The following is a 14,312-nucleotide window of genomic DNA, read 5'->3' on the forward strand; positions in this document are numbered from 1 at the left end:
TTAAAAAATAGTGTTAGTGAATTACTTATTTCTCAAGTTTCTCTAGAGCTTCTAAATCCACCGTAAAGGAATTCTCTGGATGCTTTATGATGTTTCCTTCTTCCAATTTATAATAGCTTTGTATTGGGTTGAGTAGCGAGGCAGGCGAATCTTCATATGTCTCTAAAAATAGAATATATTCTTCACCTTTCTCTAAAAAAGTAACATGTTCGTCTGTCATAATTGTATTATCTAATTCTCCTCCGAACTGTTTAATTTCGATCGTTTTCCCCGCTTCTCCCTTATAAATATAATCAATTTTAACCGTATGTACCGTCCATATATCTGTATTAGGTTCTATTTCGCCACCAGGATTAACCTTTTCATCATCTGAATCGTCTGGTTCCATCGCAGTATTCAACCATTTTGGTGTTGACTCTGTAACAGTCCCTTTTATGATTAGATCAGCGGAAGTCGTCAAACTTTCGATATCATCATAAAATTTAAATTGACTAATCGTATTAATAATTTCCTTGTTGGAAGCATTGTTTTCGCCACATGCAGTTATTAAGACGGAAGTGAAAATTAAGAAGACAATGAGCATTACTTTTCTCATTATGATTCCCTCTCTCATTTACAATAAGATAACATCTGTTAATTTCATCTTAACAAATATCCTAGTTTTTCCACTTAAATAACTATATAGAAAACTTTAAAAAGGAAAGGGTTATTTGCTTGGTTATTAATTCTTAACGATCCTCGTATTCTGCTAAACTCGGAAAATAAAACCCATTCTCCGTTGGCAAAACTAAATAATTTGTAGCACTACCATTTTGCACCACATATAGGATTCTGCCATTATGTGTAATCCAATCGATATTCTCTAATGGATTCTCGGCTAAAAACATTTCCTCTACTTCACGTTTCGTGTATCGACTGTCTATCGTATCTGTTTCCCAATCAACGATGATATAATCTTGTTCATTGACGAAATAGACTTGTAAGTAACTATCTTGTCCGTCTCCCTCTCTTCCTTCTATGATGTGATTCACTTTATGATAATCTTTTTCATACAACTGTTTTACAGAAATAAAATTCCCCGTTTGGTTCGCATATTGTGGTAGCCCTATTAATGTTTGGTAATGAGTTTTATTATAATAATCTTGAAGAATATAACCGTATTTTGTGCTTATCCAATTGGAACTTACAAAAAGTAGAATTACTGCTAGAATAGCAACAATTGTCGAAAGCGGCCATTTGAACAGAAACAGTTTCTTTGCATAAATAAAAGATAAAACAAAGGTGATTACTACGATGATGGAAAAAGGAATAGAAGGTAGAAATGGAGTACTCCCAGAATATTTTTCTTGAGAAAAAAAGATGTAATAAATTCCACATAAAAGAATACTTAAAGAAAAGATAATAAGTCCATGGTAAAAATATTTCATACAGATAGTCTCCCTTCAAAGGAATAGATAGACTTAGTATAACATTAGATTGTTATTTAGTTAGTAGTTAGTAGGCAGTGGTTGAAGAAAAACGTAAAATCTTAAAAAATAAGAGCTAGCGACCAACCTTGTTCTGGTTCAATCGCTAGCTAGTAAATTCTTAATTCAAATAATCAATCACTTGATTAATTGCCTCCGTACGTTTCGGAACCTGTCCATGCAAGTGGAAGGCTGCATTTTGTCCAAACATCGTATCAATAATCATAGAATAACCATTAGCTTGGATATGGTTTCCATTACCGAAATCTTTATACGTTACTCCAAGCTGGCTCTGATTATTAACAACATTGTCTCCCCCGCTCTTCGTAAATGTAAAATTCACTGAATCTTCGTAGCCGTATTTTGCATAAAATCCATTTGCGATACTTTGTCTAAACTCTTCAAAGCTATTTGGATTTGGATTCACATCAAATAGGAATGTCCTACCACGTAATTCCTTACTGAGTAAATAAGGCGCAAAATCATCATACGCTCCAATCAAATAATATGCAGTTGTTCCTTTATTACGAGTTAATGAAGGTGTTTGATAACTGCTCACATAATTTGACTTTGCCTCATCCCGAAAATAAGTCATCTTCTTTGTTTCGCCACCGAACTGTAAACTTTTTGGCCTTAAATCAACATCTATAGGTCCTTTATGAAGTATCTTCGTATTAGAGCTAGTTGTTGCTAATCCACTTCCCCAATGAGGTGTGTTCAGTGTAATAAGCTTATCAACATAATGACTACCATCTAAATTTTCTATATAGTAACGTGACACCAATCCACCATTACTATGCCCTACTAGATGGACAGATAAGTCTCTTGCATCAAAGCTTTGATGAGTTGGATATACCTCTTTTGTCTCACCTAGATTTTCTTCAACGAACCATTTTAATAAATCTGCATTCTTCCACGTGAATTCTTCATTTGGATAGTTAACCACAAACAGGTTCTTATTTGTTTCATATCCTTCATCTTCTAATGCTTTCCCTAAATATTTTGGTGTTCTATTCTCTCCTGTATGACTATAGAGATCTGTTATCTCATGTGTTGCAGCATCATAATACAAATAGGAACCATTGAGTGTAACAGATTTTGCTCGATTTACAACACCGTAACTCTCCACGTTCGTCATAATAAAATGGTCGTTATACGTGTTGTTAGCATCACCTAATGGAGTTTCTATACCAAATAATTTAGCACTATTATCGCCTCGTCCATGTAATAAAACGACAGGAATCTTATATTCTACTTGAGGCTCAATGTCTTCTTTATCATTATAGGAATCCCCATCGGTATCCGGATTAGCCGGATTACTACGAGGCCATTCTTTTAATACTACCTTCGTTTTAGCTTCGTTAACTATAAGGTTATCTTGTGCCGCTTCAAATGAGTCTGGATTAGAGATTGGAGCTAGTTCCTCCATATCTGTTAATCCATCACTATCAGTATCTTTTTTCGTGGAATCAGAGATATAACCTGTATTACCTAGTGATCCTTCGACAATATAACCGTTTGTGGCTTCGGATAACTTTTCAACCCAGTCTGGTAAACAGTCACCGTCAGTATCAAGCCCTTGAGCGACATCTCGTGCTTTAGCAAATAAATCAACTAACTCAGCTGCGTCTAACGTCTGATAGAAATCGCCACCTGTTTCATTCGCAATTTGTCTCAATAAGTCAGCATCGATGCTTTCACCTAAACCAACAGTGAAAATTTTTATCCCCGATTCGATTGCTCGGTTGGTAAGTGTTTGCGAATAGGATCCCTGTCCATCCGTTAAAAGCAAGATTGTCTGAATCGAATCTTCCCGACCATTATTATCTAATTCATTTAATGCAACACGAACACCATTACTAATACTTGTCCCACCAAATGAATCAATTTCACTTATTGCATCCTTTAGCGCATCTTTATCTTCTGTTAATTCCTGCAATAGAACAGCCCAGAAATCAAAATCGACCACCGCACCTCTATCCGGACCAATTACACTTAATTGATCACCTGATTGCAAAGAGTCTACGACTTGTTGTGCAGCTGTTAAACGGTAGTCATCTGGATCGTTGTCCACCATACTCCCTGAACTATCAATTACCATAACAAGGTCCAATGGAAGGTTTTGTACTTCCTCCTCGTCATCCATAAGCCTACATGATCGTTCAACCTCTTCCGCTTCCTCAGCTGGAATAAAGGTATTTTCCCATCTAGCTACATCTGCTAAGACATACGTAGAGAAGTGTGGAAGTGTAGCTGTTACCGTATTATTCTGAGTATCAATTTGTTGTTCCTCTACTAACTCCAATTTCCAGCTGTCTGGATTGAAGTAGAAGATACGTAAATCTTCTTCCGCAATATCTCCTAGCTCCTCTTCCTGATAGCTATACGTGATGGTCGCTTCGTCAAATTCTGAATCTGTCGTTATGTCAATAGGATCAATTGCCATTCCATCTTCACCAAGCAATCCAAGAGCAAATTCGTCTACATGTGTAGAAGTTTGCTTACTTGCATCCCCTGTTGCTGCGAATGAAATAGTAAGATTGTGTTCCTCCACTTCAATACGTTGATCATACTTTTCATCGCCATCTAAAATACCATTCCCATTCGTGTCTGGGTTATTTGGATCTGTACCGAATTTAATTTCACTATCATCATCTAAACCATCATCATCGGTATCTTTTTCCGTTGGATCTGTCCCATACGTATGAACCTCGTCTCCATCAGAAAGGTTATCCCCATCGGTATCCTCTGCAAGTGGGTTCGTACTTAATTCAAATTCTTCTAGATTAGTCAAACCATCCTCATCAAAATCTTCATCTGCATCACTTATTCCGTTACCGTCTGTATCAACTTTGTTTGGATCAGTAAAAGTTACAAATACCTCAAATCCATCTGGCAATCCATCACCATCGGTATCAGGATTATTAATGTCTGTACCATAGAAATGTTCCATTGCATCAATAATACCATCGCCGTCGGTATCCGCAGTGACATCTGTCATAATAATATTCGATTTTTCTTCATGTTCACCAACTAAAGCTGAAACATAATAATGTGTTTCTCCATCTTGATGATATTCCAAATCTTCAAAAGTATTGGTTTCTATTTGAGCCACTTGTTCAAATTTTTTCGAATCCTCGACCGTACTACGGTATACGCGATAGGAATTCGCAGTGGAGTTCTCCTCCCATGTTAGGTTCCATGTTAACTGGTCGTCTTCTTCATTGTAATGCCATTCTCCTGACAATTCGAAGGTCGCTTCATTTTTCTCCTCACCCGCATCCTTCTGCTTAATGGATGTTATCCATTCATATTTTTCTCCATCTAATGTGATTGCATGTGATTTCGAAACAAGGATACGGAATTCCTCCGCTTCAACCACTAGCATATTTGTACCGATTAATCCTGTAACAATTAATAGAGCGGCACCTTTTTTCCAATGTGCTTTCAATTTGATCCATGCAAAAACGAAAATACCAAGAGAAACAATAAGAATAATTATGTATGATAAATAGGAAGTGCTATCGCCTGTTTGGGGAGACTTTTCAGCTATTGTCTCAGTAGCTGTTTCGGTTGTTGTTTCAGTACCTGTTTCAGTTGTTGTGCTCTCCTCAATAGGAGTTTCTTTTGATTCTTCTATCCCCGGGGTAATTACTGGAGCGGAATCTTCAATAGCTGTAGAATTAATGGTATATTCAATCGATTCTCCAGCCTCAATTGTTGGTATATTCCAAGTGAGCTGATTATCACTTTGAACAGCATCTCCAATATCCGTTGCCTGTAATCCTTCAGGTATGGTTGTTTCTAAAATAAGATCTGATAATGAGTCATTACTTGTATTTGTAACTGTAATAAAATATTCGATTTCTTCGCCTTGTTCATAACTTTCCTTATCAGTTGTTACTTCTAATTCTAGTGGTTGCTCAGCTTGCAAAAATGGATTAGGTAACAAGATAAAGAACAATAGAGCAATTAAGCCAATAATTGTTCTTTTTTTCAACATTACTTCACACTTCCTTTTCTACTAATTTCGCATGTATAACTACTCTTTCTTCGTCATTTCTGCTTGTACATGTTGCGAGTGTTAATACGTGTGCTTCTTCATTAACTTCTATAGTTGGAGTAATGACCGAAGATTCTTTCGCATCTTCTACATAATGGATAAACTCTTCTGTGTTCTGAAAGTCTATTTGTAACCAATCTGTTCTCGTAGTTTCATATGCAGCAAAGATCTCCCAGGTATATGTCTCTTCTAAATAATCAAGTTGAATAAAAGAATTCTTTTCATAAAATTCAGAGTCCAAAAATTGGCTTAAGTTACCGAACATACTTCCATTTTTCATGTTATGTCCATAAATAATTGTATTTTTATCTAACTGCTTATTACCAGATTGTCGATAATCCATAAATATAGCTCCAGCAAAGTCCTCTTCTCGATAAAAGTTATGTGTTAAATAAAAATCATTATCTTCTCCTAAAACTACCGGATAGTCTACATCTACGCCTTCCATGTGAATCCATCCCACATAATCCTCGTTGATATGTGACAATGAACGATTTTCTTTCTGATAGTGTTCCTCTAATTCTCCATATTTACTTGCAGAAACTTTATACTGATTAGAAGTCTCATAGATTTTTAAACTTGCGAACACTATTCCCATGGCACTAATGAGAAGTAATAAGATTAATAGAAGCCTTTTTACTTTAGCCACCCCCTTTTTAGTTATGAAATATTTTCCAATTGGAATGATACTAATAAACTAGCATATTGTCCATAGGATTTAAGTTTCACAATACAAAACTACTAGTTTTTTCTCATCGTGCTTTGTCCTCACATAATAGAGTATACCTGATAACATCCCTAATAAGTGGAGATTAGTCCCGTTAAAGTTTATGATTATATACTGAGTTAATAAATAGATCTTTCAGTCTAGTGATTATGACTTTTTATAATATTGTTCACTATTTCACAACTTCTTTTTGACAATTTTAAAACATTGATGTCACGGTGATTGACGAATGTTTACTAAAGATATAGATTGAATGAAAAAGATATCGTTTAAAGGAGATGACTTTTTTGAAAAACAGCGTTGCTATTCTAATAAGCATAATTTGTGTAATCTTACTCGGCGCCTGCAGTAATGACTCAGTCCATGAACCAGATGAAATAAAAAAATTGGTTCAAAAATATAGTATCGGTGAATTTGAGAATCTATCTGCTTCTATCACATCAACTGAATTAGTCGTTTCTAGTGAAAATAACAATCAAAAAGTATACAAATTGCCTTCTGATGAATTTTTCGTCTCAATTGCTCCTTTTATCAATACAACACATGAGTGCGCCATTCATAGCCTAACTGGATGTCAAGGTGAGCTAGTTGAACAAGAATTCCACGTATCGATTAAAGATGAAGAAGGAAATACTGTCTTGGATCAAGAGATGAAATCACTCAATAATGGTTTTATTGATTTATGGCTACCCCGTAATCAGACGTTTCTAGTTGAAATAGAGTATAAGGGAAGGATAGCGAAATCGGAAATCTCAACATTTGAGGGAGATAATACCTGTATCACCACGATGCAATTAATTTAATATAGGTAAAGCTGTGCCTTTTAGTTTGGCACAGCTTTTTTCTGATTGGAACATTGCATTTTAGGGGGTCAATGCAGGATATCTCGTTTTAACATTAGATTCTAGTGTGTCAATATCGGATATCTCGGTTAAACATTAGATTCTTCCCTCCGAACATTAGATTGTCACATTTAACATTAGATATAGGCCGTTCAACATTGGATACTCACATTTAAAGCGATGAAAAACAACATGACAGGGTCTTTATTTTATTACATGCCTTATTTTTCTGAAGTCGAATGGTCTCTAGCTCGAGTGAATCCTATCTATCGCGAGTCGCACACCCTCTATCAGCAGTGAAATCATTCTATCACGAGTCGAGCACCTTCTATCAGCAGTGAAATCATTCTATCGCGAGTCGCACACCTCTATCAGCAGTGAATCCATCCTATCACGAGTCAATCACCTTCTATCCGTAGTGGAATCATCCTATCTCGAGTCTAGCACTCTCTATCAGCAGTGAAATCATCCTATCGACCGTGAACCCCTCTATCTACCGTCACTCGTCCTCTATGGACCGTGAAACCAGCCTATGGACCGTCACGCATCCTCTATGAACCGTGAAACCACTCTATCTACCGTCACTCGTCCTCTATGGACCGTGAAACCAGCCTATGGACCGTCACGCATCCTCTATGAACCGTGAAACCAGCCTATGGACCGTCACTCATCCTCTATGGACCGTGAAACCAGCCTATGGACCGTCACGCATCCTCTATGGACCGTGAAACCAGCCTATCTACCGTCACTCACCCTCTATGGACCGTGAATTCAGCCTATCTACCGTCACTCACCCTCTATGAACCGTGAAACCCCTCTATCTACCGTCACTCACCCTCTATGAACCGTCGCATGACCAACCTTATAAATATTTCCTCAATAAATATGTCGGTGTACAGCTCCATGCATGGCAGTAGCTATTGATGATATGATCTCCATATGGTGAAAATTCTTTGTCCTCCGGGTTATATAACTCCCAGAAAGTATCCGCACCGTCACGAACCATGCCACCCCAATACATTTTAATCCAGTCAAGTGCCTCTTTCTTCAGATCTGAAATAAATAAAGCCTCAACGAGATGATGGTGCATGTAAGGTGTATTCATTCCAACCGCTTCTTTATCTTTCAATAAACGTTTTAACAGTTGCTGATTATCTTCCTTTTCCAGTACCCCTGCTAATACCATCCAGACTTGGCTTGCCCAAGAAACCTGACGATCCGAACCACTTATAAAAAACCCTTGCTCTTCATCCCATAAATGCTCAACAGTAGCTTGCGTGATTCTTTCTAATGCTTCTGCTAGCTTTTCCTGCTCTGCTTTCTTTTCTAATGCTTCTGCAAGAGCGATTGCTTTTCTTAAAACAAATAGTAAGATAGCTTGGGATGGAGCTTGTTTATTTAAATCCCCTTGCCAATCAATAAAGGACCACCATGTTTCATCATCTATGACAATATTGTTTTCATCTAATCGTTCTATACCTAATTCAACTTGTCGTAATGCAGTTGGCCATAAATCTACTAACGTTTCCTTATCTCCTGTCGCCTCATAATAATCATGTAAAGTTGAGGTGAATAATAAAGAATAATCATATAAAAATGTATCATCAGGAATTAAGGTTGGTGCGATAAACAAGTTAGCAGATACTTGTCCATGCTGATTTGGCACTGCTGCAAATTGGTAAAGGTTTCGTTTTACTAAGTCATTATTTTGAAAACTAACATAATTCGCTTGTGCTTGTAAATGTAAGTCTCCTAACCAAAGTCTTCTGTCACGTTTCGGACCATCTTCAAACACATCCTGCATACAATCAAGCAATGTTTTATTACTGATGCGCTCAATTTCTGCTAATTCGTTATCTTTATATTCAGCTGGAACAAGCTTCTCTTTATCCGCCGAAGTAACAGTCTCTACGACCGCTTTGGTGAAGGATACTTTGTATTTTGGTGAAGTATCCAGCACTTCTAGCTTTAAGTAACGGAAGCTATAACGACGAGAAAACTCTAATACTTGTGGTAAAACATCGACATGAATGATTTCCTCTTGTAACCAAGAACTGCTTAATCGTCCCTTATAATTGGAAAAAGGTTCTGCAACCTCTACAGGCATTTCACCGAACGTTAGCTTTAAATGGAGAGGTGCATCTGGTGGACTTCCGACAGGCTTCACATCAAGCTTCAAGTAACCAACTAGATGGTCGTTAAAGTCTAAAATGATACTGTCACCTTTTCCAAGCACCTTATCTTCTAACGCCGCACCGCTATCAATTTCCCTTACTCCCCAACCGTGTATTTTCCCCTCATCCTTTTCTACCTCTACTAGACGAGCTACTTCTACATTTTCGCGATGCAAAGTCGGTTTTAATTGATCTGCTACCTTTTCAAATCTTTCATTTCTTACAATCTCATGATCTAAATTTTGTTGAAATTCCATTATCCGGTCACCCCTCTATGTCTATTAAAAGCTCTGTACCGTCAGCCGGGATTTCCTTCTCATAGGAAACATCCCCATTGTAAGAGCGTAAAATCCCCCCAGATTTCGTTGCTTTTACTCGTATCTGTTGTTTATCCATATAAACCTCAACTTCTCCATCTGCAACAGGCATTGTCCCTTCCATCCACTCTAGACCTCCCAGTTGAGGTTCCACAATGAATGTTTCATAGCCTGGCGACAAAGGCTTCACACCGAGAAAATATTTACCTAATAAATAAATCGGACTCGCTCCCCATGCATGGCAAAGACTCTTACCATATGGAATTCCGTACATTTCGTAATGCTCAGCATCCTTTTGCTTCGGATCGTATGCCTCCCAAAACGATGTCGCACCTAGGTCTAGCATTCCACCCCAATAATCTAGTATTTCATCTAAAACTTTTTCTTGCTCGTTCACTTCACATAATGCTGCGAGTTCAAAAAAGCGCATGTATGGCGTAGTAATTTTCTGAACATCATCATTCAATAGGACTTGCTTCTTGACCTTTAGCCTATCAGCATCATCAAGCGTATCGTACAATAGCGCAAACATATTCGGGTATTTCGTTACTTTTTCATCCAGCTGTCCATCTAATCGTCGATGAACGAAACCACCTTTATCTTCTACCCAAAAATACTCTTTAATTCGTAACTGAAGTTCTTCTGCTAATTCCAAATAGTACTCCGACTCTTTTTCCTTACCAATAATCTTTGCTAGTTTACCGAGCGAATCCAAACTCTTGTAAAGTAAGATTTGAATCGTACTAACTTCACCTTTATTGTCTATATCCGCCCAATCTACGAATACCCAGTCCGCTTCTATCCCTTCCATCATGCCTTTTTCATTCCGACGGTCTAGGCAAAATTTCATCAAGCTAACCATATTATCGTATTGCGATTCGATAAATTCCTTATCCGCCGTATGAACATAGTAATCGTACATACTAATAAACCAATATAAACTATAATCTAATATTGTATTAATATGCGCATGAACAGGGTCTTTTCCTCGTAAAGCAATCAACGTACGCTTCACTACATCCTGATCAAAAAAGCTATAGTAGTTCATTAAAAACGATTGATACGAATCCCCTGACCATACCCAGCGATCTCGTTTAATCCCATCAAAAATAAATTCTCTCGTATTAAGATGAAAAGTGTAAACGGATGTATCCCATATTTGATTGAGTTGCTCATTCGAGCTGCGGAATTTACCTCGATAGCTAACAGGCAAATACTCATACAACATCGATACATCACCGATATGGAAATCTTTCTCTTTCGGAACAATCGAAACATAACGAAACGCACGAGATTGTGGGAATGTATAACTTTCCCCAAGAGAACTATCTAACTTCTCATGATCAACCAATATACAATGCTCAAAATCCTCTGCTTCTTCCTTTGATTCCCCGTAATAAACCGCAATTTCACTTTGACCTTTTATCCCAATCAACTGTAAGAAGCCGAATGTTTCCTTTCCAAAATCTACGAAGTAACCATTACCTCTTTTTTCAATCTCGATAGGCTGCTCTAGTTTTGTTTCTAATTGATAACGTGATGGAATCGTTTCTGGCGAATGAAAAACTTCTTTCCAGCTACCTGGTTTCTTCCACTGATTATCGTAGCAAGAGACCTTCCATTCATCATTGGTGAAAATCGTCTTCCCCTTTGCATAAATTGAGGGTACACGTTCATTGTTATACACGGAAACTCTCAATATATGTTTTCCTGCAGGTAGTGTAATCCTTTCGTCATTAAAACGTCCGTTATCTAGATCATCAATATAAACAGAAAAATCTCCATCTGCTTTAAAGAAAACTTCTTCTGGCTCGTCTAATTCATATTCATAGATAAATTGAACCGAAATATAATGATAATCCATTCGCCAATAAGGCGGGAACATTACTTGACGCATCTCTCTCTTTACCGAAACATGCTGATGTAACCAAACCTCCCAATCACCTGGGTACCAAATCCAATATGCCTCTTTTTTCAACTACATCCCTCTCTCTATCAAACATGATGATGTGAGAAATGGCTAGCCAATTCCTCTTAATGAGAAATATAACTAGCCACCATTCTGTTTAATACGTAAATCGATACGTACCTGAACCGATTAATATATCAATACTGTCCCCTGGATCTGCAAAAGATAGAATTCCACTTGCTTGAGATAATGGAGTATTATTCTCTTTTACATTCTCTATTTTAGCGCCCAATAATTTCACTTGAGCTGTCGTATTTACTGGTACAATCACTTCTAATTCCATACCTCCTGCTTCCGTCTTTCTCCATGCACTTTTTATTTCTCCGTACATCGATTCATAAGTTGCTTCTACCCAATCCAATCCTTCACCAATGTGTGGTTGAATTGTAAATTGTTTAAAGGCAGGAACCTCTTCGTCCAATTCAATTCCAGCAACTTTACGATATAACCAATCACCAATCGCACCATATGCATAGTGGTTAAACGAGTTCATATCCGTACTCCAGAAGCTTCCGTCCTCTTTAATTCCATCCCAATGCTCCCAGATAGTCGTTGCGCCTTTCGTAATTTGGTACAACCAAGAAGGGTAATCTTTCTGGAATAATAGTGTGTATGCTGCATCATTTAACCCATTCTCTGTCAGCACATGGTTTAGATAAGGTGTCCCTACAAAGCCTGTCGTTAAATGATAATCCGTTTCTTGTAGAAGCTTATCTAATTCTTTCACAACTCTGCTCTTTGCTTGCGTATCGACTAAATCGAACATGAGAGCAAGTACGTGTGCAGTTTGTGTTGGAACTGCTAAATTTCCACTTGGAGTCACATATTCATCTTGAAATGCGTTGACAATGTTATCTTCTAGCTCCGCATAGTACTGATAATCTTCTTCTTTTCCTAATATTTCTGCCGTCTTTTTCACAATCGATGTAGAATATGCGAAGAAAGCAGTAGCAATATAAGCGCGGTCCGTCGCTCCTACATAGCTGTCTGGTTTGGAATCGAGTGCAAGCCAGTCACCAAAATGGAAGCCTGTATTCCACAGATACGGATTGTCTCCTTGTGCCTTAATATAGGAAACCCATGCTTTCATACTGTCGTATTGCTCTTGTAAAATACGTTTGTCCCCGTAAGCAATATAAAGTGTCCATGGATTAATGACTGCTGCGTCTCCCCAAGCGGCTGACCCGAATGAATTATGGTCATCATCACTTTCCGGATCGTCAATTTGTGAAAGAACATTCGGTACAACAAATGGTACAGAACCATCTTCTCTCTGATCCGCTTCTACATCACGAAGCCACTTCGTAAAGAATGGAGCAACGTTCGCCAAATAACTCGCCGTACGGATAAACATTTGTGCATCACCTGTCCAACCTAAACGCTCATCTCGCTGTGGACAGTCTGTTGGCACATCAAGGAAGTTCCCTTTTAATCCCCAAACGATATTATGCTGTAACTGGTTAATCATATCATCCGAGCTCTTGAAGTCACCTGTCATTTCCATATCCGAGTGCAACACCATACCATGGAAATTGTCTAACTGGAGTTGATCTTCTTCGAATCCGATTAACTGAACATAACGGAAGCCTTGGAAACTGAAACGTGGCGCAAATGTTTCTTTCCCTTCTCCACTTAAAATATACTGGTTTGTCTGTTTTGCTGTTCTCAAGTTAGCTGTATAGAAATTGCCGTCGCCATCTAATATTTCAGCATGCTTGATTTCAACCGTTTGACCAGGTTTACCTTCAATATCAAATTCAACCCAACCAACCATATTTTGTCCAAAGTCAATTACAATTTCGCCGTTCGGTGTGCGAATCAACTCTTTAGCAGAAAGGGAATGGATTTTTCTTACTAGTTCATTTTCCTGCGCCACAAGCTTATACTTCGATTCAGACAGAATGTCGACAGCCTGCCAATTGTCCGATACGAATTGTGCATCTACCGTTTCACCATGATAAAGCTCTGACTCACGAATCGCACTTTCGGTTACTTGCCATGATTCATCTGTCACAATGACTTCTGTCTTACCATCTTCATATTCCACATGTAATTCAGCTAGTAATCCAAGACGATTTCCGTAAATTTCTTTTTGATTTTCCCAGCCGAGATTACCTCGATACCATCCATTTCCTAACAATGCCGTCCATTCGTTATTTCCTTCCACCAATTGTCTCGTCACATCATACGTTTGATACTGTAATCTTGTATGGTAACTCGTCCAACCTGGTGTGAAATAATCCTCTCCAACTCGTTCGCCATTAAGATGTAGCTCATAAAGACCAAGTGCTGTTGCATAAATACGAGCCTTTTTCACTTTACCTTTTGCTTCGAAAGCTACTTTAAATTGTGGACTTGGTTTCTTATCCATACTTTCTGGAGTACTGATCCACTTCGCTTGCCATTCCTTAGGCTGCATCAATCCCATTTCAAAATAGGTCGTTTCTGACCAATCGGTTTCGTTCCCATGCTGATCCGCTACTCGGACACGGACATAATAACGTGTTTTGGAAATTGGATTTAACCCATCCAAGCTAATGTGAAGACTTTCGTCGGAAGAAACTTCACCAGAATCCCAAACAACAGTATCAAAACTGTCTTCCGTTGCAACTTGTAGATGATACATGCCTTGTCGCACGTTTCTTCCTTCTGCTTGAATCTTCCAACTTACTCTTGGCTTTGTTACATCAATTCCGATTGGATTCTTTTGATACTCAATTCGAACGTCATAAACTGAAAGCATTTCTTACCCTC

8 protein-coding genes are annotated in these 14,312 nt (G+C 38.0%); 1 reads left to right on the forward strand and 7 read right to left on the reverse strand.

The features are described 5' to 3' along the window. Positions 1–25: 25 nt before the first annotated feature. The 4 genes from GGQ92_RS07925 to srtB all read right to left on the reverse strand — a co-directional run bounded on the left by GGQ92_RS07925 (position 26) and on the right by srtB (position 6,178). A complete protein-coding gene (locus GGQ92_RS07925) occupies positions 26–595 on the reverse strand; it encodes a hypothetical protein (RefSeq protein WP_184246794.1) in 570 nt (189 codons plus the stop codon). A 133-nt stretch (positions 596–728) separates the two neighbouring features. Then, the gene (locus GGQ92_RS07930) at positions 729–1,427 is read right to left on the reverse strand and encodes a hypothetical protein (protein WP_184246798.1); all 699 of its coding nucleotides are present in this window, start codon (positions 1,425–1,427) and stop codon (positions 729–731) included. A 160-nt stretch (positions 1,428–1,587) separates the two neighbouring features. Further along, positions 1,588–5,469, reverse strand: a complete 3,882-nt coding sequence (locus GGQ92_RS07935; RefSeq protein ID WP_184246801.1) for a VWA domain-containing protein — start codon at positions 5,467–5,469, stop codon at positions 1,588–1,590. 4 nt (positions 5,470–5,473) lie between these two features. Next, positions 5,474–6,178, reverse strand: coding sequence for a class B sortase (gene srtB, locus GGQ92_RS07940; RefSeq protein ID WP_184246805.1), 705 nt, complete (start codon positions 6,176–6,178; stop codon positions 5,474–5,476). Between the two features lie 356 nt (positions 6,179–6,534). Here srtB and GGQ92_RS07945 point away from each other — a divergent pair, with 356 nt between their 5' ends. After that, the gene (locus GGQ92_RS07945) at positions 6,535–7,059 is read left to right on the forward strand and encodes a CueP family metal-binding protein (protein ID WP_184246808.1); all 525 of its coding nucleotides are present in this window, start codon (positions 6,535–6,537) and stop codon (positions 7,057–7,059) included. A gap of 901 nt (positions 7,060–7,960) precedes the next feature. Here the strand turns inward: GGQ92_RS07945 and GGQ92_RS07950 are convergent. The 3 genes from GGQ92_RS07950 to GGQ92_RS07960 form a co-directional block, all read right to left on the reverse strand. After that, positions 7,961–9,529 (reverse strand): alpha-L-rhamnosidase-related protein, encoded by a 1,569-nt coding sequence (locus GGQ92_RS07950; RefSeq protein WP_184246811.1) that lies wholly within the window; start codon positions 9,527–9,529, stop codon positions 7,961–7,963. Positions 9,530–9,536: 7 nt separating this feature from the next. Then, positions 9,537–11,567, reverse strand: a complete 2,031-nt coding sequence (locus GGQ92_RS07955; protein ID WP_184246814.1) for an alpha-L-rhamnosidase-related protein — start codon at positions 11,565–11,567, stop codon at positions 9,537–9,539. An 88-nt stretch (positions 11,568–11,655) separates the two neighbouring features. Then, entirely contained in the window at positions 11,656–14,301 is a 2,646-nt protein-coding gene (locus tag GGQ92_RS07960) for a glycoside hydrolase family 78 protein (protein WP_184246817.1), read from the reverse strand. Positions 14,302–14,312: the final 11 nt, after the last annotated feature.

It is taken from the genome of Gracilibacillus halotolerans (assembly GCF_014206945.1).
Classification (GTDB): Bacteria; Bacillota; Bacilli; order Bacillales; family Amphibacillaceae; genus Gracilibacillus; species Gracilibacillus halotolerans.